This window comes from Curtobacterium sp. SGAir0471 (genome assembly GCF_005490985.1).
Taxonomy (GTDB): Bacteria; Actinomycetota; Actinomycetes; order Actinomycetales; family Microbacteriaceae; genus Curtobacterium.
This window is the reverse complement of the sequence record NZ_CP027869.1, coordinates 119,570-140,997: the sequence shown is the minus strand read 5'-3', so window position 1 is coordinate 140,997 and position 21,428 is coordinate 119,570. Positions and strand designations below refer to the sequence as shown.

22 protein-coding genes, 3 tRNA genes and 1 pseudogene are annotated in these 21,428 nt (G+C 71.6%); 7 read left to right on the top strand and 19 right to left on the bottom strand.

The window, feature by feature from the left end:
• Window positions 1–84 precede the first annotated feature (84 nt).
• From C1N91_RS00745 to tilS, 15 genes are all read right to left on the bottom strand, one after another.
• Window positions 85–1,155 carry a sigma-70 family RNA polymerase sigma factor gene (locus C1N91_RS00745; protein ID WP_137766177.1) on the bottom strand — a complete coding sequence of 357 codons (1,071 nt, stop codon included), beginning with the start codon at window positions 1,153–1,155 and terminating at the stop codon, window positions 85–87.
• 346 nt (window positions 1,156–1,501) lie between these two features.
• Window positions 1,502–1,633 (bottom strand): hypothetical protein, encoded by a 132-nt coding sequence (locus tag C1N91_RS17075; RefSeq protein ID WP_258375509.1) that lies wholly within the window; start codon window positions 1,631–1,633, stop codon window positions 1,502–1,504.
• A 63-nt stretch (window positions 1,634–1,696) separates the two neighbouring features.
• Window positions 1,697–1,822, bottom strand: coding sequence for a hypothetical protein (locus C1N91_RS17070; RefSeq protein WP_302641470.1), 126 nt, complete (start codon window positions 1,820–1,822; stop codon window positions 1,697–1,699).
• Between the two features lie 67 nt (window positions 1,823–1,889).
• Complete coding sequence (locus tag C1N91_RS00740) at window positions 1,890–2,093, bottom strand: hypothetical protein (protein WP_137766176.1); 204 nt, start codon at window positions 2,091–2,093, stop codon at window positions 1,890–1,892.
• 116 nt (window positions 2,094–2,209) lie between these two features.
• Complete coding sequence (lysS, locus tag C1N91_RS00735; protein ID WP_137766175.1) at window positions 2,210–3,715, bottom strand: lysine--tRNA ligase; 1,506 nt, start codon at window positions 3,713–3,715, stop codon at window positions 2,210–2,212.
• 81 nt (window positions 3,716–3,796) lie between these two features.
• Entirely contained in the window at window positions 3,797–4,489 is a 693-nt protein-coding gene (locus C1N91_RS00730; RefSeq protein ID WP_254678292.1) for a Rossmann-like and DUF2520 domain-containing protein, read from the bottom strand.
• Window positions 4,486–6,249 (bottom strand): PH domain-containing protein, encoded by a 1,764-nt coding sequence (locus tag C1N91_RS00725; RefSeq protein WP_137766174.1) that lies wholly within the window; start codon window positions 6,247–6,249, stop codon window positions 4,486–4,488. Before C1N91_RS00725 ends, C1N91_RS00730 begins: the two co-directional genes overlap by 4 nt.
• Before the next feature lie 8 nt (window positions 6,250–6,257).
• Window positions 6,258–6,779 carry a PH domain-containing protein gene (locus C1N91_RS00720; protein ID WP_137766173.1) on the bottom strand — a complete coding sequence of 174 codons (522 nt, stop codon included), beginning with the start codon at window positions 6,777–6,779 and terminating at the stop codon, window positions 6,258–6,260.
• Window positions 6,780–6,801: 22 nt separating this feature from the next.
• Window positions 6,802–7,290, bottom strand: a complete 489-nt coding sequence (locus tag C1N91_RS00715; RefSeq protein WP_137766172.1) for a DUF3180 domain-containing protein — start codon at window positions 7,288–7,290, stop codon at window positions 6,802–6,804.
• Window positions 7,287–7,877, bottom strand: a complete 591-nt coding sequence (gene folK / locus C1N91_RS00710) for a 2-amino-4-hydroxy-6-hydroxymethyldihydropteridine diphosphokinase (RefSeq protein WP_137766171.1) — start codon at window positions 7,875–7,877, stop codon at window positions 7,287–7,289. Before folK ends, C1N91_RS00715 begins: the two co-directional genes overlap by 4 nt.
• A complete protein-coding gene (folB, locus tag C1N91_RS00705; protein ID WP_137766170.1) occupies window positions 7,874–8,263 on the bottom strand; it encodes a dihydroneopterin aldolase in 390 nt (129 codons plus the stop codon). The genes folK and folB overlap by 4 nt, the downstream gene beginning before the upstream one ends.
• Window positions 8,260–9,264 (bottom strand): dihydropteroate synthase, encoded by a 1,005-nt coding sequence (gene folP / locus C1N91_RS00700; RefSeq protein ID WP_217496448.1) that lies wholly within the window; start codon window positions 9,262–9,264, stop codon window positions 8,260–8,262. Before folP ends, folB begins: the two co-directional genes overlap by 4 nt.
• A gap of 6 nt (window positions 9,265–9,270) precedes the next feature.
• Window positions 9,271–11,259, bottom strand: coding sequence for an ATP-dependent zinc metalloprotease FtsH (gene ftsH / locus C1N91_RS00695; protein WP_137766169.1), 1,989 nt, complete (start codon window positions 11,257–11,259; stop codon window positions 9,271–9,273).
• Between the two features lie 166 nt (window positions 11,260–11,425).
• Window positions 11,426–11,977, bottom strand: coding sequence for a hypoxanthine phosphoribosyltransferase (gene hpt, locus C1N91_RS00690; protein WP_031272831.1), 552 nt, complete (start codon window positions 11,975–11,977; stop codon window positions 11,426–11,428).
• 9 nt (window positions 11,978–11,986) lie between these two features.
• Window positions 11,987–13,006 carry a tRNA lysidine(34) synthetase TilS gene (tilS, locus tag C1N91_RS00685; RefSeq protein WP_137766168.1) on the bottom strand — a complete coding sequence of 340 codons (1,020 nt, stop codon included), beginning with the start codon at window positions 13,004–13,006 and terminating at the stop codon, window positions 11,987–11,989.
• A gap of 51 nt (window positions 13,007–13,057) precedes the next feature.
• On the opposite strand from tilS, the gene C1N91_RS00680 reads away from it, so the two are divergent.
• A complete protein-coding gene (locus tag C1N91_RS00680) occupies window positions 13,058–13,549 on the top strand; it encodes an inorganic diphosphatase (RefSeq protein ID WP_058730187.1) in 492 nt (163 codons plus the stop codon).
• Between the two features lie 109 nt (window positions 13,550–13,658).
• On the opposite strand, the gene C1N91_RS17165 is transcribed toward C1N91_RS00680, so the two are convergent.
• Window positions 13,659–13,997, bottom strand: coding sequence for a C40 family peptidase (locus tag C1N91_RS17165; RefSeq protein ID WP_368074226.1), 339 nt, complete (start codon window positions 13,995–13,997; stop codon window positions 13,659–13,661).
• On the opposite strand from C1N91_RS17165, the pseudogene C1N91_RS17160 reads away from it, so the two are divergent.
• A pseudogene (locus tag C1N91_RS17160) lies at window positions 13,908–14,243 on the top strand (hypothetical protein); the annotation flags it as partial. The gene C1N91_RS17165 and the pseudogene C1N91_RS17160 sit on opposite strands and share 90 nt — an antisense overlap.
• Window positions 14,244–15,179: 936 nt before the next feature.
• Here the strand turns inward: C1N91_RS17160 and C1N91_RS00670 are convergent.
• A complete protein-coding gene (locus C1N91_RS00670) occupies window positions 15,180–16,445 on the bottom strand; it encodes a M23 family metallopeptidase (protein ID WP_137766166.1) in 1,266 nt (421 codons plus the stop codon).
• Window positions 16,446–16,700: 255 nt separating this feature from the next.
• Here C1N91_RS00670 and C1N91_RS00665 point away from each other — a divergent pair.
• The 3 genes from C1N91_RS00665 to C1N91_RS00655 all read left to right on the top strand — a co-directional run bounded on the left by C1N91_RS00665 (window position 16,701) and on the right by C1N91_RS00655 (window position 16,974).
• Window positions 16,701–16,773, top strand: a tRNA-Glu gene (locus tag C1N91_RS00665).
• A 50-nt stretch (window positions 16,774–16,823) separates the two neighbouring features.
• Window positions 16,824–16,900, top strand: a tRNA-Asp gene (locus C1N91_RS00660).
• A 1-nt stretch (window position 16,901) separates the two neighbouring features.
• Window positions 16,902–16,974 (top strand) — tRNA-Phe (locus tag C1N91_RS00655).
• A gap of 153 nt (window positions 16,975–17,127) precedes the next feature.
• Here the strand turns inward: C1N91_RS00655 and C1N91_RS00650 are convergent.
• On the bottom strand, window positions 17,128–18,138 hold the full coding sequence (locus tag C1N91_RS00650; RefSeq protein WP_137766165.1) for an aldo/keto reductase family protein: 1,011 nt from the start codon (window positions 18,136–18,138) through the stop codon (window positions 17,128–17,130).
• A 172-nt stretch (window positions 18,139–18,310) separates the two neighbouring features.
• On the opposite strand from C1N91_RS00650, the gene aroQ reads away from it, so the two are divergent.
• The gene (gene aroQ / locus C1N91_RS00645; RefSeq protein ID WP_175415844.1) at window positions 18,311–18,988 is read left to right on the top strand and encodes a gamma subclass chorismate mutase AroQ; all 678 of its coding nucleotides are present in this window, start codon (window positions 18,311–18,313) and stop codon (window positions 18,986–18,988) included.
• 91 nt (window positions 18,989–19,079) lie between these two features.
• Window positions 19,080–20,075 carry an SDR family oxidoreductase gene (locus C1N91_RS00640; RefSeq protein ID WP_137766163.1) on the top strand — a complete coding sequence of 332 codons (996 nt, stop codon included), beginning with the start codon at window positions 19,080–19,082 and terminating at the stop codon, window positions 20,073–20,075.
• A gap of 98 nt (window positions 20,076–20,173) precedes the next feature.
• Here C1N91_RS00640 and rocD read toward each other — a convergent pair whose 3' ends face one another.
• A complete protein-coding gene (gene rocD / locus C1N91_RS00635; RefSeq protein ID WP_137766162.1) occupies window positions 20,174–21,427 on the bottom strand; it encodes an ornithine--oxo-acid transaminase in 1,254 nt (417 codons plus the stop codon).
• Window position 21,428: the final 1 nt, after the last annotated feature.

Genomic DNA, 21,428 nt, shown 5'->3' with positions numbered 1-21,428 from the left:
CCCATCACCCCACCGGACCGCCTTCCCACAGGACGGCCCGGTTCCCCGTGCCGAGGTCGAGACCCCGGCCGAAGCCTGCTGACCTCAGTCGGTCAGGTACAGCTGCATGTCCTGGCTCACGGCCTTCGCGAACAGGCGCAGCTTCGCACGCGACTCGACGCGGCTGACCGCCTGGCGCGTGGTGTGCACGATCTTCGAGATCTCGTCGAGCGTCATCGGCTTGTCGTCGTCCAGGCCGTAGCGCATGCGGATCACGTTGGCCTCGTCGCTCGGCAGCTCGGCGACGATGGAGCGGATGTCGCGGTGCAGGAGCGTCGTCTCGGTGAGCTCGTTCGGGCTCGCGGCGTCCTCGTCCTCGATGAAGTCGCCGAGCTCGCTGTCGTCGGAGTCGCCGACGACGGTGTGGATCGACACCGGCTCGTGCGAGCGGCCCTTCAGGTCGAGGAGCTCCTCGGTGCTCATGCTGAGCTCGGCGGCGACCTCGTCGGGCATCGGCGCACGGCCGAGGTCGACGGTCAGGTCACGCTCGGTGCGCGAGATCTTGTTGATGAGCTCGACGGTGTGCACCGGGATGCGGATGGTGCGCGCCTTGTCGGCGAGACCACGCGAGATCGCCTGGCGGATCCACCAGGTGGCGTAGGTCGAGAACTTGTAGCCCTGGGTGAAGTCGAACTTCTCGACCGCACGGACCAGACCGAGGTTGCCCTCCTGGATGACGTCCATGAACGGCAGGCCGCGCTGCGAGTAGCGCTTCGCGATGCTCACGACGAGGCGGAGGTTCGAGGTGATCATGCGCTCCTTGGCGCGCTCACCGTCGCGGACGAGCCAGCGCAGTTCGCGCTGCAGGGTCTTGTCGATGCCGGCCTCGGTGGCGAGCTTCTCCTCGGCGAACAGGCCGACCTCGATGCGGCGGGCGATGTCCGCCTCCTCCTCGGCGGTCAGGAGCGAGAGGCGGCCGATGTGGCGCAGGTAGTCGCCGACCTGGTCGACCGAGGCGCCGCGGACACCCGCGAGCTGCTCGTCGGCCTCGACCTCGGTGTCGAGCGTGGTGGTCTCCACCGCGGCGTCCGCGGTCTTCGCGGCTGCGGTTTTCTTGCCGCGGCGCGCGGTGGTGCCAGTGGTCGTCGTCTTCGGTGCTGCGGTCGCGATCGTCATGGTGACTCTCCCTGCGGTTCGACGGTGATGGCCTCGTTGGGGGGTGCTGATGAGTAAAGCGGTCCCGAGGTGTACCCCACAAACCGATCGGATCGATTCCCAGGGAACGTCGTGCTTCACCCGTCGAACTGTCCCCCGCGGGGTACATGCTCGACGCCAGCATGGACCCGGCCGATGCCCGCGCACAAGGGGATGTCGCCGTGTTTCCGGTGTTGCAGGGATGTTTCATCACCGATCGCAAGTGTGTACCCCGGGGTGCAGCGCGGAGCGGACACGAAAAAGGGGTACGGCGTTCCGGATCGTCGTGATCCGGGCGTCGTACCCCGAAGATCGTCAGGAGTCGGTGTCACCAGGAGGGTTCGAGCCACCCGTCCCGTCGCTTGGAGGTCTCGAGATCGGCGTCGCGGTCGAACTCGTCGTACTCGCTCTCGATGTCGCCGACGAGGCTACGGCCGGTGAAGGCGTGCGTGATGGACATGCGGACGATGCTCACCCCGTCCGGCGACGCCACGGTGAACGCCCGGTGACCGACGACGGACGCTCAGACGTCGATGTCGTCGTCGTCCCCGTCGGACCAGACGGCGTCACGGGCGGGATCGGGCAGCACCGAGTGCCCGAAGGCGTCCTCGGGGTCGAGGTCGGCCGGGTCGGTCGGTCGTGCGTCCACGCGCACGAGTGCAGCACCCGTCGGTGAACGGCGGGTGACGCGGGACGGCGCGGGCTCCTGCGCTGGACTACTCCGCGGAGGTCGGCGCGGGAGCGGGGCGGCCGTGCTCGCGCTCGTACCGCGCGCGCTCCTCGGCCTCGACCTTCGCGTAGGCGGACCGCTCGGTGCGGTCCGCGCGCATGATCGCGCGCATCACGAACCAGAAGATCAGGCCGACGACGATGGTCGGCGTCACGGCGAAGATGATCCCGGTCACGACTCCCTCTGGCACCGCAGCATCGTACCTCGCTCCGGTGACCGCCACCTGCCCGGAACTGCACCGGTGGACGGACGGGAGGCGCGGTGCCAGCCGGCACCGCGCCTCCCGTTGCGTCGCCGGTCGCGCCCCTACTTGACCAGCGGGAACAGGATCGTCTCGCGGATGCCCAGGCCGGTGATCGCCATGAGCAGGCGGTCGACGCCCATGCCCATGCCGCCCGACGGCGGCATCGCGTGCTCGAGGGCGCGCAGGAAGTCCTCGTCGACACGCATCGCCTCGGGGTCACCGCCCGCGGCGAGCTTCGCCTGCTCGACGAAGCGCTCGCGCTGCACGACGGGGTCGACGAGCTCGGAGTAGGCGGTCGCGAGCTCGAACCCGCGGACGTACAGGTCCCACTTCTCGACGACGCCCGGGCGGGTGCGGTGCTCGCGGGTCAGCGGGGAGGTGTCGACCGGGAAGTTCATCACGAAGGTCGGCGCGTGCAGGTCGTCCCCGTGGAAGTGCTCCCAGAGCTCCTCGACGTACTTGCCGTGGGTGGCGTGCGCGACCTCGACCCCCTCGGCCTCGGCAAGCGCCACCAGCTCGGACAGCGGGGTCTCTGGGGTGATCTCCCGGCCGGCGGCCTCGGACAGCGACCCGTACATGTCCATGCGTGCCCACTCGCCACCGAGGTCGTACTCGGTGCCGTCGGCGAGCGTGACGACGAGGGAGCCGCCGGTCACCGCCTTCGCCGCGTTCTGCACGAGCTCCTGCGTCAGGTCGGCCATCTGCTCGTAGTTGCCGTACGCCTGGTACGCCTCGACCATCGCGAACTCGGGCGAGTGCGACGAGTCGGCGCCCTCGTTCCGGAAGTTCCGGTTGATCTCGAAGACCCGGTCGATGCCACCGACGACGGCGCGCTTGAGGAACAGCTCCGGCGCGATGCGGAGGTACAGCTCGGTGTCGAACGCGTTCGAGTGCGTGATGAAGGGCCGGGCCGATGCGCCGCCGTGCTGGGTCTGCAGCATCGGGGTCTCGACCTCGAGGTAGTCGTGCCCGGTGAACGTCTGCCGGAGCGACGCCATGACGGCGGCACGGGCGCGGACGGTCTCGCGGGCCTGGTCGCGGACGATCAGGTCCAGGTAGCGCTGGCGGACCCGGGTCTCCTCGTTCAGCTCGTTGTGCAGGTTCGGCAGCGGCAGGACGGCCTTCGCCGCCATCGCCCACTCGTCGACCATGATGCTCAGCTCGCCGCGACGCGAGGAGATCACGCGCCCGTGCACGAAGACGTGGTCGCCGAGGTCGACGAACTCCTTCCACCGTGCCAGGGACTCGTCCCCGACCTCGGCGAGGGAGACCATCGCCTGGATCCGGGCGCCGTCGCCGGACTGCAGGGTCGCGAAGCAGAGCTTGCCGGTGTTTCGCGAGAACACGATGCGTCCGGCGATGCCGACGACGTCCTGCGTCTCCTCGCCGGTCTCGAGGTGCGCGTACTGCTCGCGCACGGCGGGGATCGTCGTGGTGATCGGCAGCTCGGCGGGGTAGGCCTCGATGCCGGCGTCCAGGAGCTTCGCCCGCTTGTCGAGCCGCACCTGTCGCTGTTCGCTGGTCTCTTCGGCGGACAGGGCGTCTGCGGCGGGGGTCTCTTCGCTCATTGCTGCTGCGGCTCCGTTGGGGTCGTGGGGATGCACCGATGGTACCGGGCACACCGCACGCGCCCGGTACCGCCGGGACGGCTACAGCGCGGCCTGGCCGTCGGCCGCGGCGAGCGCGTTGTCGACGGCGGAGCGCACGAGGGCGCCGAGCACGCGGCCGGGGTGCTCCACGCCGATGCCGGAGAGCGTCCCGGCGGACTGGTCGACGATCGCGGTCGAGAACGACACCGCGGCGCGCACGGCGTCGGCGTACGCGGGCCGGTCCTGCTCGGTGACGACGAACGGCTCCGCGCCCATCTCGACGACGAGCGCCTGGGCGATCGGCAGCACGGGCGCCGGGGCGGTCACCGCGCAGTAGGCGTCCCGCAGTCGGGCGAGGTCCACGCTGGTGCCCGTGAACGCCATCGCGGGGTGGATCGCGAGCGGGATCGCGCCGGCGGTCAGGGCCGGCCGCAGCACCTCGACGCCGTGGTCCGGGCTGGTGTGCACGACGAGCTGCCCGGGCTGCCAGATCCCGGCGTCGGCCAGGCCCTGCACGAGTCCGGCGAGCTGGTCGTCCGGCACCGCGAGCAGCACGAGCTCGCTCCGCTCCACCAGGTCGGGGGTCGCCAGGACGGGGGCGCCGGGCAGCATCGCCTCGGCCCGGTCACGGCCGGCGTCGGACACGGCGGTCACGCCGACCACGGCGTGCTCGGCGTTCGCGAGGGCCGCCCCGAGCACCGGACCGACCTTCCCCGCACCGACGATGCCGACGCCGAGTCGTCCGGCCCTCACCGCACCGCTCCGGGCGGCGGGACGTCGGACCAGCGGCCGGGAGGCGCGTCCTGCGGCCCACCGTCGGCCCGCCGCGTGCCCGTGGCAGCCGGGTCGGCGGTGGTCGGCACCGTCCGTCCGTCCGCTGCGTGCGTGGCGGGGGCGCGGTGGGCCTCCCGGGCGCGCCAGCGGTGCGTGGTGTCGGCCGCGGCCGCCTCGACGGCGCGGTGCGCGGTCTCCGACCACAGGCGCTGGGCGTCGAGCGCGTCCAGCGCACCGATGCGTGCGGACACCGGACCGGCCACGGTGTGGACGTGCGCGGTCGCGAGCCGGAGCAGCCGCTCGAGCGGGCCCTGCTCGACCTTCACGCTCTGCACACGCGGCAGCGGCACGATCACGAGCGACCGCCACACGGCCCCCAGCCGGAGCAGCACCGCACCCTGCACGAAGCGGTAGCCGTTGCGGCGGAAGGACAGCGGACGGAGCCAGGCTCCGCGGCGCGGGGAGTGCGCGAAGCCACCGCGGTCGCCGGTCGTGGTGAGGCTGTCGTCGACGACGTTGACGGCCTCGGACGAGCCCTCGCGGAGTTCCTCGCGCGACGCCGTCGGCCCGGCCACGGCGGTGCCGACGAGCCCCGGCAGGATGATGTCGAGGACCTGGCGGACGTCCTCGGCGCGGCCGACCGGCAGCACGATCGACGAGACCTGCTGGTTGGTCGATGCGCCGTTGCCGGCGTTCGTCGCCCGGTTGATGCGGACGTCCCACCAGCCGAACGGACGCCAGAGCAGCGGCTGCGCGACGCTCACGGCGTGGATGCGGCCCGGCGGCAGCGTCTCGTTCGAGGTCGAGACGAGCCCGAAGCCGATGCGGATGCCGTCGCGGGTCTCGGCGATCGTGTACTGCAGCGAGCGCGAGAACTTCCGGACCGTGTAGCCGCCGGCGCCGATCACCACGGGGAACAGGCCGATCAGGATGCCGTACTCGCCGGTGATCGCGATGCTGACGATCATCGCGACGATGACCACGACGAAGAAGACCGTCGTGCCGGACAGCAGCATCGACGCGATGAGCCGACCGGGGTGCACCTTCACGATGCGCGTCGCGTGCACGGCGGCCGGGTCGAGCTCCGGTGAGAACAGCTCGTCGACGCGGTCCTGCAGCACGCCGTTCGACGCCCGCGCCTCGGACCGCTCGTCGTCCTGCGCGCCGGAGGCGAGCACGAGGATGCGCTGCCGCAGGTCGTCGGCTGCCCGGGCCCCGAGGTACGCCAGCTGCACGTTGGCGTCGTTGCCGGCCTGGGCGATCTCGAGCTTCGCCGTCCCGAAGATGCGGGGGACCACCGGCCGCGAGATGTTGATGCCCTGGATGCGGTCGAGCCGCGCCTTGCGGTGGCTGCGGAACAGCACGCCGGAGCGGACCTCGACGACGTCGCCGGTGACGCGGAACTCGTGCATCCGCCAGGAGACGTAGAAGAGCCCGATCAGCACGACCAGGACCACGACCACCCCGAGCAGCACCCAGCCGACCGCGCCGTGCTCGTACACGTAGCGGACGGGGTCGCCGTCCTCCTGCGGAGCCGGGCCCGGGACGAAGAACTCCAGCAGCTGGTCGCGCAGGTTGCTCAGCGTGTAGCCGAGCACCACGATCAGGAAGATGCCGCCCTTGAGCAGCGGTGTCAGCGGATGCAGGCGGTGCCACTCGCCGTCCGTCAGCGGGGCTGCTGCGGCGGCGTTGCCCTGCCGCGGCGGCGCGGGCGGGGGCGGTCCGGGTCGGAACGTCACGACGCCCCCTAGAGCCCGGCGCGGCGGGACTCGGCGAGCTCGACGAGCCGGTCACGCAGCTCGTCGGCGTCGGCGGCGGGGATGCCCGGGATCCGGACGTTCGTCGCGGCCGCGGCGGTGACGAACTTCAGCTCGCTGAGCCCGAGGACCCGGTCGAGCGGTCCGCGGTTCACGTCGACCAGCTGCATCCGCCCGTACGGCACGGCCGTGAAGCGCTGCCACATCAGCCCACGGCGCAGCACGAGGTCGTCGTCGCGCAGGGCGTACCCGATGGCGCGGACGCGACGGGGCGTCAGGACGGCGGTGACCAGCGCGACGAGGGCGACCACGATCGCGATGCAGCTCCACACCGTGCCGGCCGCACCCCCGAACCCGCCGAAGAGCACCGCGAACAGCACGCACCCGGCCGTCACGATCACCCCGACCACGATCGTGCTGACGAGTTCGGTCCAGACCAGCTTCGGCGACACCCGCGTCCACGTGGTCCCGGTCAGGCCGAGGCCCGGCTCGTCGAGTCGTTCGAGCGGCATCTCGGCCTCCTGCGGTCGTCGGTCAGTTCGCCGTCGTCCCACCCCGCGGCAGGTCGTCGTCGTCGTCCTGTGGTGGCGGCGCCATGCACATCCGCTCGGCGACGAGCGCACACACCACGAGCACGAGACCGCCCCCGACCGCGACGGCGTTCGGCAGCACCGAGCCTAGCGGCGGCAGGGCGGAGCGGGTCAGGAGGTACAGCAGCAGCCCGGCGGCGAACGCACCGAACAGCGCGCCGGCCAGGCTCGAGGCCTTCGCCAGCACGACCACGCGGGTGGCGTACAGCGGGTCGACGGGGTGCTGCCGGCCGGCACCGTCGCGCGCGTGCCGGCGGACGGGTCGGGCCATGGCGACGACCGCGACACCGATCAGCGCGAGCGTGACGCCGAGCGGGGTCGAGAGCAGCAGGGTCGGCGACTGGCGCGAGGCCAGGACGGCGTCGAGGGCGAACCCGGCGACGGCGGCGACGACCGCGACGCTGATCAGGGTGGAGGCGCGGGTCGGCTTCACGCGAGCGTCTCCGACCCGGCGGTGGGCGCGGGCGCGGGCGTGGCTGCGGGTGCGGCTGCGGGCGCGTCTGCTGCGGGCGCTGCGTCGAACAGCCGTGGCTCGTCGACACGCTCGGTGTCGTCGCCGAGGGCGTCGAGCAGGTCCGCGACCCGTCCGATCCCCGGCAGGACGGCGTCCGGGTCGGCGTCGAGCCACGGGGCGAGCACGAACGCCCGCTCCCCCGCCCGCGGGTGCGGCACGGTCAGCGTCTCGGTGTCGATCCGGAGGTCCTCGACGGCGATCACGTCGAGGTCGAGCGTGCGGTCACCCCAGCGGACCTCGCGGGTGCGCCCGTGGTCGTCCTCGATCCGGTGCAGGGCGTCGAGCAGTTCCTGCGGCGCGAGGTCGGTGTCCACCACGACCACGCCGTTGCGGTACCGGGGCTTCGTGTCGTCGAGCCCGTCGAGGGTCAGGGCGACGGACTCCACCTCGTGGCTCGACGCCACCGGTCGGATGCCCGGCGCATCCGCGATCGCCTGCGCGGCGGCGCGGAGGGTGCTCCCGCGGTCGCCGAGGTTCGCACCGAGGGCGATGACCGCCCTGCTCACTCTTCTTCCTCGTGGGACACCGACCCACCGCGGGTGCGGCGGATGGTGATCGAGACGTCGGTGAACGGCACGGTGATCGGCGCCTGCGGCTTGTGCACCGTGACCTCGACCGCGAGCGCCGCGCGGTGGGTGAGCACCGCGGCGGCGATCCGTTCGGCCAGGGTCTCGATGAGGTCGACCGGCCCGCCCTCGATCTCGGCGACGACCTGCTCGGCGACGACGCCGTAGTGCACGGTGTCCGCCAGGTCGTCCGACCCGGACGACACCCGGGCGTCGACCTCGACCGCGACGTCGACGACGAAGTCCTGGCCGTCGGCGCGCTCGTGGTCGAACACGCCGTGGTTCCCCCGGGCACGGACCCCGGTCAGTCGGATGGTGTCCCTCACGATCGTGCTGCCCTCCAGGCATCCCAGACGTCGAGCACCGCACGCGTCGGTGCGGGGTCGTGCACGCGCACCCCCCACGCGCCGCGTTCGGCGGCGAGCAGGCTGATGGCGGCGGTGGCGAGGTCGCGGTCCCGGGGCGGTGCGCCGGCAGCGCTGCCGACCCCGTCCAGGAACCGCTTGCGTGAAGCGGCGACGAGCACCGGCAACCCGATCGAGGCGAAGCGCTCGTAGCCGGCCAGGATCTCCCAGTTCTGGGCGCCCTGCTTGGCGAAGCCGAGCCCGGGGTCGATGACCACCTGCTCCTCGCGCACCCCCAGGACGATCAGCTCGGCGACGCGGAGCTCGACCTCGCGGCGGACCTCCTCCACCGCGTGGGCGTACTCGGCGTTCCGGTACATCCGGTCGCTGTGGCCGCGCCAGTGCATCACGACGAAGCCGGCTCCGGTGTCGCGGACGACCCGGGCCATGTCGTCGTCGGCCAGGCCGCCCGAGACGTCGTTGACGATCGCGGCGCCGACCTCGACCGCACGCTCCGCCGTCGAGGCGTTCATCGTGTCGACGCTCACCGCGATGCCCTCGGACACGAGCTGCCGGACGACCGGCAGGACGCGCTGCTGCTCGACCTCGACCGGCACCCGGTCCGCGCCGGGACGGGTGGACTCCCCGCCGACGTCGACCAGGTCCGCTCCGGCCGCGACGAGGTCACGGGCGTGCGTGACCGCAGCGTCGACCGCCAGGTGCAGGCCGCCGTCGCTGAACGAGTCCGGCGTGACGTTGAGGATGCCCATCACACGCGTGCGGTCGCCCGACCCGTCGGCGGCACCGCCGGGAGCGCGGTCACGCCGACGGCCGGTCACGATCTCCGGCACCGGTGCCGGTGCACGGAGGTCGATCGCGACCGTCGGCGGCTCCGCTGCGGCGGCCCGAGCCCCGTGCTCTGCGGCACGGGCGCGGTCCGCCTCGGCGAGGCGACGGGAGCGTCTCGTCGGCAGGTCGGTCATGCCGGCCTACGCGGGCGCGATACCGGGGTTGCCGAACGGGCGACGACGGGGCTTCGACGACGACTCGGTGTCGCCCTGCTCCGCCGCGGTCGCCGCGGCCTTGCCCGGGAACTCAATCGCGGGCAGGTTCGACACCGGCCGACGGTCGCTCGACAGCCACTGCGGGCGCTCCGGGAGCTTGCGGACGTCCTTGAAGATCTCGACGAGCTCCGGCGCGTCCAGCGTCTCCTTTTCGAGGAGCTCGCCGGCCAGGCGGTCGAGGATGTCGCGGTTGTCGTTGAGCACCTGGTAGGCCTCGTCGTGCGCTGCCTCGAGCAGGGCACGGGTCTCGGCGTCGACCGTCTCGGCGATGTTCTCCGAGTAGTCACGACCGCTGCCGCCGCCCATCTCGCGGCCGACGAACGGCTCGCTCGAACCCGAGCCGAGCTTGACGGAACCGACCGCGCGGCTCATGCCGTACTCGGTCACCATCTTGCGTGCGGTCGAGGTGGCCTTCTCGATGTCGTTCGACGCACCCGTGGTCGGGTCGTGGAACACGATCTCCTCGGCGACGCGGCCACCCATGGCGTAGGTGAGCTGGTCGAGGAGCTCGTTGCGGGTCACCGAGTACTTGTCCTCGAGCGGGAGCACCATCGTGTAACCGAGGGCACGACCGCGCGGCAGGATCGTGATCTTCGTCACCGGGTCGGTGTGACGCATCGCGGCGGCGGCCAGGGCGTGACCACCCTCGTGGTACGCCGTGATCAGCTTCTCCTGGTCGGACATGATGCGCGTGCGGCGCTGCGGACCGGCCATGACGCGGTCGACGGCCTCGTCCAGCGCACGGTTGTCGATGAGCTGCGCGTTCGAGCGGGCGGTGAGCAGCGCGGCCTCGTTCAGGACGTTCGCCAGGTCGGCACCCGTGAAGCCGGGCGTCTTGCGGGCGAGGAGCTCGAGGTCGACACTCGCGGCGAGCGGCTTGCCCTTCGCGTGCACCTCGAGGATCTGCTTGCGGCCACCGAGCGACGGGGCGTCGACGCCGATCTGGCGGTCGAAGCGGCCCGGGCGCAGAAGCGCGGGGTCGAGGACGTCGGGACGGTTCGTCGCGGCGATGAGGATGACGTTCGTCTTGCCGTCGAAGCCGTCCATCTCGACGAGGAGCTGGTTCAGCGTCTGCTCGCGCTCGTCGTTGCCGCCGCCGATGCCGGCGCCACGGTGACGACCCACGGCGTCGATCTCGTCGATGAAGACGATCGCGGGGGCGTTCTGCTTGGCCTGCTCGAAGAGGTCACGGACGCGGCTCGCACCGACACCGACGAACATCTCGACGAAGTCCGAACCCGAGATCGAGTAGAACGGCACACCGGCCTCGCCCGCGACGGCGCGTGCGAGCAGAGTCTTGCCCGTGCCGGGAGGGCCGTACAGCAGCACGCCCTTCGGGATCTTCGCGCCGACCGCCTGGAACTTCGCGGGCTCCTGCAGGAACTCCTTGATCTCGTGGAGCTCCTCGATCGCCTCGTCCGAACCGGCGACGTCGGCGAAGGAGACCTGCGGGTTCTCCTTGTTGTTCATCTTCGCGCGGGACTTGCCGAACTGCATGACCTTCGAGCCGCCGCCCTGGGCGCTCGAGAGCAGGAACCAGAACAGGGCGCCGATGATGAGGAACGGCAGGATGATGCCGAGGAGCGACAGGAACCAGTTGCCCTGCTGCACGGTGTCGTTGTACCCGTCGGGCAGGTTCGCGTCGTTGACGGCCTTGATGACCTCTTCGCCGCGCGGCGTGGAGTAGTAGAACTGCTCCTTCGCGTTGCCGTCCTTCAGGGTCAGGTCGACGCGCTGCTCGGTCGAGTTGACGACCACGGACGAGACCTTGCCGTCGGCGAGCTGCTCGAGACCCTTCTGGGTGTCGATCTGCTGCGTGCCGGACTGTGCGATGACGCTCCAGCCGATGAAGATGCCGACCAGCGCGATGAGCACGTAGAGGTACGGGCCGCGGAAGATGCGCTTGAAGTTCATGTGATCCGGGCGCGAGGGCCCGACACCTTTCTCTGCCGGAGTTGCGTGGAGGTCAGCATACGGCGGTGACTCTGTGGCGAGAATGGGTGTCCTCTGCGGGCGAACTCCACCCGTGCCCGGAGGGAGCCGTACGGGCCGCCCGGCGCTCGGGACGGCCCGGGGGGCCTCAGGAGTAGACGTGCGGCGCGAGCACGCCGATGCCGCGCAGGTTGCGGTAGCGCTCGTCGAAGTCCAGGCCGTAGCCGACCACGAAGGCGTCGGGGATCTCGAAGCCGGCGTACTTGACGTCGACCTCGACCTTGGCCGCCTCGGGCTTGCGGAGCAGCGCGACGATCTCGACGCTCGCGGCCCCGCGGGACTCGAGGTTCTGCTTGAGCCAGGACAGCGTCAGGCCGGAGTCGATGATGTCCTCGACGATGATGACGTCGCGGCCGTGCAGGTCGGTGTCGAGGTCCTTGAGGATCCGCACCACGCCGGACGACTTCGTGCCGGAGCCGTACGACGAGACCGCCATCCAGTCCATGCGGGCCTGCATCTTGAGGTGCCGCGAGAAGTCCGCCATGACCATGACGGCGCCCTTCAGCACGCCGACGAGCAGCGGGTCCTTGCCCGCGTAGTCACGGTCGACCACCGCGGCGAGTTCGGCGAGCTTCTCGTCGATCTGCTCGGGGGTGAAGAGCACTTCGGACAGGTCTGCCTGGACGTCGGAGAGTTCCACCGCACAAGCCTAACCGGCCGAGAACGCGATCCGCTCGCCGGACCGGGACGCCCGGACTCCCGGCAGGTCGATCGGTCCCTGCCCGCGCCAGTCGGTGACGAGCCGGCAGACCTCGAGCGTCTGGGTGCGCGAGAGCGTCACGCCGAACTCCCCCTCGACGGCGAGCCGCACGAGCCGCTGGCGGAGCGCCGGCGGGTTCGCCTGCAGTCCGGGCACGGAGAGCGAGATGCCCGCCTCGGAGTGCTCGGCGAGGTCCTCCGCCATCTCCTCGGCGAAGTGGTCGAGCGCCGCGGCGTCCTCGCGGAGCTGCTCGGCGGTGCGGGCGAGCGCCTCGGGAACCCCGGCTCCGAGCTCCCGCTCCAGCACCGGCATCAGCGCGTTCCGCACCCGCACGCGGGCGTACGCGGGGTCGTCGTTCTGCGGGTCGTCCCACGGCACGAGCCCCGCGGCGACCGTGGCCTGCCGCGTCGCGTGTCGACGGACACCCAGGAGCGGTCGCCCGTAGGCCGGCCCCACCGTCCGCCGCACCAGCGGCGGCATGCCGGAGAGCGCGTCCGGTCCGCTGCCGCGCAGCAGGCCGAGCAGCACCGTCTCGGCCTGGTCGTCGAGCGTGTGCCCGAACAGCACCAGGGGTGACCCCGTGTCGGCGGCGACCTGCGCGATCGCGGTGTGCCGTGCCTCCCGGGCGGCGCCCTCCGGACCACCGTCGGAGCCGACGGCGACCCGACGGACCGTCACCGGGTCGAGACCGAGCGATGCGGCCGTCCTGGAGGCGCGGCTCGCCACCGCCTCGCTGCCCGCCTGGAGCGCGTGGTCGACCACGACCGCGCCGGCACGCAGGTCCTGCTTCGGCGCCTCGAACGCGGTGGCCGCGGCGAGCGCGAGCGAGTCGGCTCCGCCGCTCAGCGCGACGGTGACCAGGTCACCCGAGTGCAGCAACCCCTCGTCGCGTGCCTGCGACAGCAGCGTGCGGACCGCCAGCCGGGTCGCGGCGACGGCCGGGTCCAACCGGGGACGCGGAGTGTTCACCCGGTAACGTTAGCCGCGCTTTCTTCCCGCACATGAGACCAGGAGCGCACCATGACCGCGTACGACGTCGTCGTCGAGATCCCCAAGGGCAGCCGCAACAAGTACGAGGTCGACCACGAGACCGGTCGCGTGTACCTCGACCGCGTGCTGTTCACCTCGTTCGTCTACCCGACCGACTACGGCTACTTCGAGAACACGCTCGCCGACGACGGCGACCCCGTGGACGCGCTGCTGCTGCTCGAGTACCCGGTGTTCCCGGGCGTGGGCGTCAAGGTCCGTCCGGTCGGCGTCTTCAAGATGAGCGACGAGGCCGGCAACGACGCGAAGGTCCTCGTGGTCCCCGCGAAGGACCCGCGCTGGCAGCACATCCAGGACATCTCGGACGTCGACGAGCAGACGAAGGCCGAGATCGCGCACTTCTTCGAGCGCTACAAGGACCTCGAGCCGAACAAGTGGGTCAAGGCCGAGGGCTGGGGCGACGCCGCCGAGGCCGAGGCGATCGTGCAGGCCGGCCAGGCCGCGTACGTGCCCGCCGGTCACTGACGCTCGCACACACGACGGCGCCCGCGCTCCCCTCGGGGAGTGCGGGCGCCGTCGTTCGTGCGGGTCTGACGTCGTGCGTCGCTGGCCGCTCGTCGCTGGCCGCTCGTCGCTACAGCGAGCCGCTCGGACGGGCGACGTAGGGCAGGAGCTGGTTCGGCAGCCAGATGCCGCGCTCGACCACACCGACGCCGGGGCGCGCGGCCTCGACCATGGTGCCGTAGCTCGTGACGATGCTGTCGTGGTAGGCGCCGGAGACGCTGCCGTTCGACGAGTAGAACAGGATGTCGCCGGGCTGCCGCTGCGACAGCGGGACGAGGCGCCCGATCGACTTGAAGTAGTTGTACTGCCAGACGACGTTGTGACCGCCGGTCGCGATGCCCTGCGAGTTGTACGCCATCATCACCAGGCCGGAGCAGTCCCACGTGTTCGGGCCCGCGCCGCCGAGCACGTACGCCTTGCCGAGCTGGTTCCGGGCGTAGGCGATGGCACCGGCGGCCTTCGACGGGCTCGAGACCGGCTTGGGAGCCGGAGCGGGCGCAGGAGCCGGAGCGGGCGCAGGGGCCGGTGCCGGTGCCGGGCGCGACGGGGTCGTGCTCGGCTGCGTCGTGCTCGGGCGCGACGGGCTCGTGTTCGGCTGGCTCGTGCTCGGCTGGCTCGTGCTCGGCTGGCTCGTGCTCGGCTGCGTCGTGCTCGGCTGCGTCGTGCTCGGCTGGCTCGTGCTCGGCTGCGAACCGCTCGACTGCGTGCCGCTCGGGCGCGAGGGCACCGCGGACGACGAGGGGTCCGCGCTGCTGCCGGACCCGCTCGAGGTCGCCGCGTCACGCGCCGCGAGCTGCTGCTGCGCCCGCTCCGCCTGCTGTGCGTTCCAGTACGCCGTCTCGGTCGCCGTGCTCGTGCCCTTGAGGAACGCCAGCTGCTCGAGCACCTCGGACTGCTGGTCCTGCTGCTCCTGCACCCGCGCCTGCGCCGAGGCCGATGCGTCGTTGGCCTCGTCGAGCGCCCGCTCGGACTTCGCGGTCGCCGCGGCGAGGGCCTTCGTCGCCGCCGACTGCTGCGCGGCGATCGACTCGACGGTGTTCTGGTCGGTCTGCGCCTGGGCGAGCACCCGCGCGGAGCGCTCGGACAGGTGCGACACCGTGCCCACGCGGTAGAGCAGGTCCTTCGCGTCCGAGGCGTCGACGAGCATCGAGGTCGACAGGTCCCCACCGCCCGTGCGGGAGAGCTCCACGACGAGCCCCGCGACCTGCCCGGCCGACTCGTCCGCCCGCTGCTCGGCACGCTTCGCCTGCGCCGTCAGGTCGTCGAGGGACGCCTGCGCCTCCTGCTGCTGCGACACCGCCATCGCGTAGTCCTGCGCCGCCTGGAGCTCGGAGACCTCCGCGCTGTCGGCGGCGTCCTGCAGCGTCTGCAGCCGGGTGCTCAGCTCGTCCACCGTGGCCTGGGCCTGAGCGGTGTCGGCCTTCGCCTGCCGCACGTCGTCCCAGCTCGGGGCGGACGGGGCTGCCTGCGCGGGACCGGCGACGACGACCGACAGACCGATGCCGAGGACGGCGACGACCGCGGTGCAGCCGGACAGGGTGCGGGGGGAGGGCTTCATGTCTCGCTCAGGGCCTCTCGACGGCGCTGTTGCTCATACCGAGATCCCCCGCGCTGCCATGAAGGGGACCGGGTCGACGGCGGAACCGTTCACCCGGGTCTCGAAGTGGAGGTGGCACCCCGTCGACCAACCGGTGGAGCCGATCTTCGCGATCTGCTGCCCGGCCTCGACGTGCTGCCCGACGGAGACGAGGATGCCCTCGTCGACGATGTGCCCGTACGCGGTGGAGATGCCGCCGCCGTTGTCCAGCACGACCTCGTTGCCGTAGCCGCCGCCGTTCGCCGCGAACGTCACCGTGCCCGCGTGGGCGGCGTAGATCGGCGCGTAGCAGGCGGGCGCCAGGTCCACGCCGGCGTGCAGGGCGCGGTAGTGCGTGTACGGGTCGACGCGGTAGCCGTAGGGGCTCGTCTGGTACCCGCCGGCGGGACGGACCCAGCCGGATGAGTTCGGCGCGCCGCCGCCCGTGCCGCCCTGGCTCGTCGCCGCGGCCTTCGCGGCCGCCGCAGCGCGGGCCGCCTCGGCTGCCTTCGCGGCTGCGACGCCCTCGTCGTACTTGGCCTGGACGTCCTGCTCGTTGGTGGTCAGCAGGGTGAGCTGGGCCTCGAGACGGGCCTTGTTGTCCGTCTGCGCGTCGACCGCCGACTGTGCCCGGTCGGCCGCGTCCTGGGCGGCCTGCATCTTCGCCTGGGCCGCGTCCGCGAGCGCACCGAGGGCCTCCTTGGCCTGCTCGGCACGGTCGGCGAGCCCCTGCGCGACACCGCGGTCCTGCGAGGCCTGCGAGTAGATGCCGTCGGCCTGCTCGGTCAGCTTCGACATCGCGCCGAGCTCGTAGAGCAGGTCACCCGAGTCGGAGGGGTGCGTGAGGATGTCCGTGGTCACGTCGTTCGCACTCGCGCGGCCGAGCTGCGCGGCGAGCTGTCCGGCCTGTTCCTCGGAGCGCTTCGCGGTGCGGTCGGCCTCGTCCGCCTGCTGCTGCAGCGTCTGCTGCTCGAGGGTCGCGGCGTCGTACTTCGTCTGCGCGGTCTGGTACGCCGTGCCGGCGGCCTCGGACGCCTGCTGTGCAGCCGATGCCTTCTCGGTCAGGTCCTGCAGCAGCGCCTTGATCTCGGTGACCTTCGCCTGCTGGGCGTCCTTCGAGGCCTTGGCCTGCTGGACGTCCGACCAGCTCGGGTACTGCGCAGCCGATGCGGCGGAGACCGGGCCGACCGCGGCGACGGCGCCGGCCGAGAGCACGACGGCGACCGCGGCGGCGAGGACGCGGCGGCGGGAGCGGGGGAAGCGGTGGGATGCAGGCGACATGGTCTCGATCTCGTAACGGTGCGGCGAGGCTCGGACACGCCACACTGTCAACAGACGCAACAGTAACAACACGGGTCACGGCAGGGACACCCCCGAGCGAGGGTCCGGACCGTCCACGATGGTCGCACCGGACACGGACCCGAGCAGCATCGGTGGGGCGCGACACGCCGGGGATGCACGCTCGAGGGCGCTCGATTTGTGCATCACGCAGACCGTCCGTATGCTTGACTCCCGGTAGCGCACGGCGCAGCTTGCGGCCCTATCGTTTAGTGGCCTAGGACACCGCCCTTTCACGGCGGCAGCACGGGTTCGAATCCCGTTGGGGTCACTCCACGTGAGTGAGCAAGCGACCGAGCAACACCACACAACACAACACATGGCCCTGTAGCGCAGTTGGTTAGCGTGCCGCCCTGTCACGGCGGAGGTCGCGGGTTCAAGTCCCGTCAGGGTCGCCACGGCTGGATAGCTCAGTTGGTAGAGCGTTCGACTGAAAATCGAAAGGTCCACGGATCGATGCCGTGTCCAGCCACGGTGAAGAGCCCCTCACGAGAGTGAGGGGCTCTTTTGCGTTCCCGGTGGGCCCGCTCCGGGCAGCCCGGCGTCGAACCAGGTTCCCGACGTCGAACCGGCGCGTGCGGCTGGTTCGACGTCGGAAGCGTGGTTCGACCTCGTTCCGCCCCGCTCAGACCTCGCGGGTCTTCGGGCTGCTGTCGTTCGTCTTCGCCGGGTCGCGCTCGACGACCGACCCGAGGGCGTCGTCGATGCGGGACATCAGCTCCGCGGGGATCTGCACCCCGGCAGCACCAGCGTTGTCGTGCACCTGCTCGGGCCGCGAGGCGCCGATGATCGCCGACGCCACGTTCTCGTTCTGCAGCACCCACGCCACGGCGAGCTGCGCCATCGACAGGCTCAGCTCGTCTGCGATCGGCTTGAGCTCCTGCACCGCGGACAGCACCTCGTCGTTCATGAAGCGCTCGATCATCTTCGCGCCGCCCTTGTCGTCGGTGGCGCGCGAGCCCTCGGGCAGCGGCTGGCCGGGCCGGTACTTGCCCGTCAGCACGCCCTGGGCGATCGGCGACCAGACGATCTGCGAGATGCCGAGTTCCTTCGACGTGGGGACGACCTCGCCCTCGATGACCCGCCACAGCGCCGAGTACTGCGGCTGGTTCGAGATGAGCTGGAACCCGAGGTCCTTCGCCAGCGCGGCGCCGGCGCGGAGCTGGTCCGCGGTCCACTCCGAGACACCCACGTACAGGACCTTCCCCTGCCGCACGACGTCGGCGAACGCCTGCATCGTCTCCTCGAGCGGGGTCTCGTGGTCGTAGCGGTGCGCCTGGTACAGGTCGACGTAGTCGGTCTGCAGCCGCTCGAGCGACCCGTCGATCGACTCGAGGATGTGCTTCCGGCTCAGCCCGGTGTCGTTGTGGCCCTTCGGACCGGTGGGGCCGAAGACCTTCGTGGCGATCTCGAGCGACTGGCGCCGCTCCCCCTTGAGGGCTTCGCCGAGGACGGTCTCGGCGCCGGTGTTCGCGTAGACGTCCGCGGTGTCGAACGTCGAGATGCCGACGTCGAGCGCGGCCCGGACGCAGGCGATCGCCGCGTCGTTCTCGACCTGGGAGGCGTGGGTCAGCCAGTTGCCGTACGTGATCTCGGACACCTTGAGGCCCGAGTCGCCGAGGTAGCGGTACTCCATGTGCGTGTCACTCCTGTCGTGGAGCGCTTCGGTGCGCCCCGGCCCGCGACGCTACGCGCCGTGCCACGAGCGACCACCCGGGCCGGCCGATCCGCGAACGGGTGCGTGCAGTGATGTACCACCGACGCAGGAGTACCGGAATGTGGTGTACCACTGTCCCATGCCTCGACCGATGACCACGTCGCCCGTCACCCGCACGCCCCGCCGCTCCGCCGTCACCCTGGGACTCGGCACCCTCGGGCTCAGCGCCGCCGTCGTGACGTCGCTCGCCGGGTGCGCGGCGGAGAGCGGGACCGCAGCCGCTCCCTCGTCGTCCCGCACCGCGACGACCTCCTCGAGCGCGAGCCCGGAGCCGGCCACAGCCGCGGCAGCACGGGCCGTGGTCGCCCTCGTCGCGGAACGGCTCGACACCGCACCCGAGGTCGCCGCCGCGAAGTACCACTCCGGGCAGCCGGTCGAGGACGCAGCACGGGAGCGCACGGTCCTCGACACCGCACGCACCGCCGCCGAGCGGGACCACGTCGACCCGGACTGGGTCGAGGCGGTGTTCGCCGACCAGATCGAGGCGAGCAAGCAGGCACAGACGGCCCTGCTCGACGAGTGGACCCGTCACCCCGACCGCGCTCCCGCCGAGGCGCCCGACCTGACGACCACGGTCCGTCCGACGCTCGACCGCATCACGACCGAGCTGGTCTCCGGCCTCGCGCGGCTGCAGGAGGTGCGGGACGCGCCGTCCTGCGCACGCGACCTCCGACGGGCAGCGACGGCGGTCCACGTCTCCGACGCACCCGTGCAGCAGGCACTCCCGACCGCGATCGAGCACCTCTGCGCAGCGGGCCCAGGGCACTGATGCGGACAGGCCGTCACGCGACCCAGCGCCGGAGGGGCAGGATCGCAGGGGCGCGGTGCACAGCGGCACCGCCGGGAGCGAAGGAGCATCCATGTCGGGACCGAGCGTGCTGTTCATCGGCGGCAGCGGCATCATCAGCGCCGCGTGCGTCCGCGAAGCCGTCGAGCAGGGCTTCGACGTCACGGTGCTCAACCGGGGCGAGACGGACAAGCGGCCGATCCCGGAGAGCGTGACGCGCCTCCAGGCCGACGTCTCGGACCGCACCGCGCTGGAATCCGCGATCGGCGACCGGCGGTGGGACGTCGTCATCGACTTCGTGGCCTTCACGCCCGACCAGGTGCAGCGCGACGTCGAGGTGTTCACCGGGCGGACCCGGCAGTACGTGTTCATCTCGTCGGCCTCGGCGTACCAGACGCCCGCGACGCACCTGCCGATCACCGAGTCGACCCCGCTGAAGAACCCGTTCTGGCAGTACTCGCGGGACAAGATCGCGTGCGAGGACCTGCTGACGAAGGCGTACCGCGAGGACGACTTCCCGATGACGATCATCCGGCCGTCGCACACCTACGACGAGACGCTCGTGCCGTTCTCGGGCGGGTGGACGGTGCTCGGGCGCATGCGGGCGGGCAAGCCGGTCGTCGTGTGCGGGGACGGCAGCTCGCTGTGGACGATCACGCACGCGCGTGACTTCGCGGTCGGCTTCGTCGGCCTGCTCGACCGCGCCGAGGCGATCGGCGAGGCCTTCCACATCACGGGTGACGAGGCGCCGACGTGGGACCGGATCGCGCACGAGCTCGCGGCGGCCGCGGGGGTCGAGGACCTGCAGATCGTGCACGTGCCGTCGGATGCGATCGACGCACTCGATGCCGACTGGGGCGCGAGCCTGCTCGGGGACAAGGCGAACACCTCGGTCTTCGACAACACGAAGGTGCAGACGCTCGTGCCGGAGTTCGCGCAGACGACGTCGATCCGGCAGGGCGCGCGGGAGATCGTCGCGTGGTTCGACGCCGACCCGTCGCGCCAGGTGACGGACGAGCGGCTCGACGGGCTGATGGACCAGCTCGTGGAGCGGTGGCAGGTGCGCTGACGCGCAGCGTCCCCGCCGGAACCAGGTTCCGGACATGACACCGCGCGGTGCCGCAGTGCTGTGTCCGGAACCTGGTTCCGCGCTGGCGGTGGCCGCGTCTACCGCGCGGCCAGCACCTCTCCGAGGGTCCCGATCGCCAGGCGCACCTCGTCGTCGGTGACGACGAGCGGCGGCGCGAAGCGGATCGTCGACCCGTGCGTGTCCTTCACGAGCACGCCCCGGTCCGCCAGGTCGTGCGCGATCTCCTTGCCGGTGCCGAGCGCGGGGTCGATGTCGATCCCCGCCCAGAGTCCGGCGACGCGGTGCGACACGACCCCGTGCCCGACGAGTTCGTCGAGCAGCCCGCGGAGCAGCGGTTCGCCGTCGAGCGCCCGCTGCTGGAACGTGCCCTCGCCGAGCATCGCGACGACCTCGGACCCGACGGCTGCCGCGAGCGGGTTCCCGCCGAACGTCGAGCCGTGCTCTCCAGGACGCAGGACACCGAGCACCTCGCGCGACCCGACGACGGCCGACACCGGGACGATCCCGCCGCCCAGGGCCTTGCCGAGCGTGACCAGGTCAGGGCGGACGCCGAAGCGCTGCACCGCCAGCGTGTGGCCGGTGCGCCCGAGCCCGGACTGGATCTCGTCGGCGACGAACAGCGCGCCGAACTCGTCGCAGACCGCGCGGACCGCCGGCAGGTAGTCCGCGGGCGGGATGACCACGCCACCCTCGCCCTGGATCGGCTCGAGCAGCACGGCGACGACGGTCTCGTCCATTGCCTCCCGCAGGGCCGCAGCGTCGCCGTACGGCACCGTGCGGAAGCCCGGCGTGTACGGCCCGAAGTCCTGACGGGCGGAGGGGTCGTCGGAGAACGACACGATCGTCGTGGTGCGGCCGTGGAAGTTCCCGGACGCGACGACGATCGTGGCCTGCCCGGCCGGGACGCCCTTGACGCGGTAGCCCCAGGCGCGGGACACCTTGATCGCGGACTCGACGGCCTCGGCCCCGGTGTTCATCGGGAGGACGAGCTCGGTGCCGGTGAGGTCGGCGAGCGCCGACGCGAACGGGCCGAGCCGGTCGTTCACGAACGCGCGGCTCGTCAGGGTCACGCGGTCGAGCTGGGCCCTCGCGGCGTCGAGCAGCCGAGGGTTGCCGTGGCCGAAGTTCACCGCTGAGTACGCGGCGAGTCCGTCCAGGTAGCGCTTGCCGTCGACGTCCGTGACCCATGCTCCGTCGCCGGACGCGATGACGACCGGCAGCGGGCTGTAGTTGTGGGCGAGGGAGCGGTCCTCGACGGCCAGGGCAGCGGCGGTGGCGTCGCCGAACGCACCGGTACCCGCGTGGGTACCGGCTCCGGTCGCGGTGCTCACG

Excerpts from the sequence above, each read along its gene's own strand:
- C1N91_RS00745 (WP_137766177.1), bottom strand. The coding sequence starts at position 1,155 with ATGACGATCGCGACCGCAGCACCGAAGACGACGACCACTGGCACCACC.
- C1N91_RS17075 (WP_258375509.1), bottom strand. The coding sequence starts at position 1,633 with ATGTCCATCACGCACGCCTTCACCGGCCGTAGCCTCGTCGGCGACATC.
- lysS (WP_137766175.1), bottom strand. The coding sequence starts at position 3,715 with ATGAGCGAAGAGACCCCCGCCGCAGACGCCCTGTCCGCCGAAGAGACC.
- C1N91_RS00720 (WP_137766173.1), bottom strand. The coding sequence starts at position 6,779 with ATGCCGCTCGAACGACTCGACGAGCCGGGCCTCGGCCTGACCGGGACC.
- folP (WP_217496448.1), bottom strand. The coding sequence starts at position 9,264 with ATGACCGACCTGCCGACGAGACGCTCCCGTCGCCTCGCCGAGGCGGAC.
- ftsH (WP_137766169.1), bottom strand. The coding sequence starts at position 11,259 with ATGAACTTCAAGCGCATCTTCCGCGGCCCGTACCTCTACGTGCTCATC.
- C1N91_RS00680 (WP_058730187.1), top strand. The coding sequence starts at position 13,058 with ATGACCGCGTACGACGTCGTCGTCGAGATCCCCAAGGGCAGCCGCAAC.
- C1N91_RS00670 (WP_137766166.1), bottom strand. The coding sequence starts at position 16,445 with ATGTCGCCTGCATCCCACCGCTTCCCCCGCTCCCGCCGCCGCGTCCTC.
- C1N91_RS00650 (WP_137766165.1), bottom strand. The coding sequence starts at position 18,138 with ATGGAGTACCGCTACCTCGGCGACTCGGGCCTCAAGGTGTCCGAGATC.
- aroQ (WP_175415844.1), top strand. The coding sequence starts at position 18,311 with ATGACCACGTCGCCCGTCACCCGCACGCCCCGCCGCTCCGCCGTCACC.
- C1N91_RS00640 (WP_137766163.1), top strand. The coding sequence starts at position 19,080 with ATGTCGGGACCGAGCGTGCTGTTCATCGGCGGCAGCGGCATCATCAGC.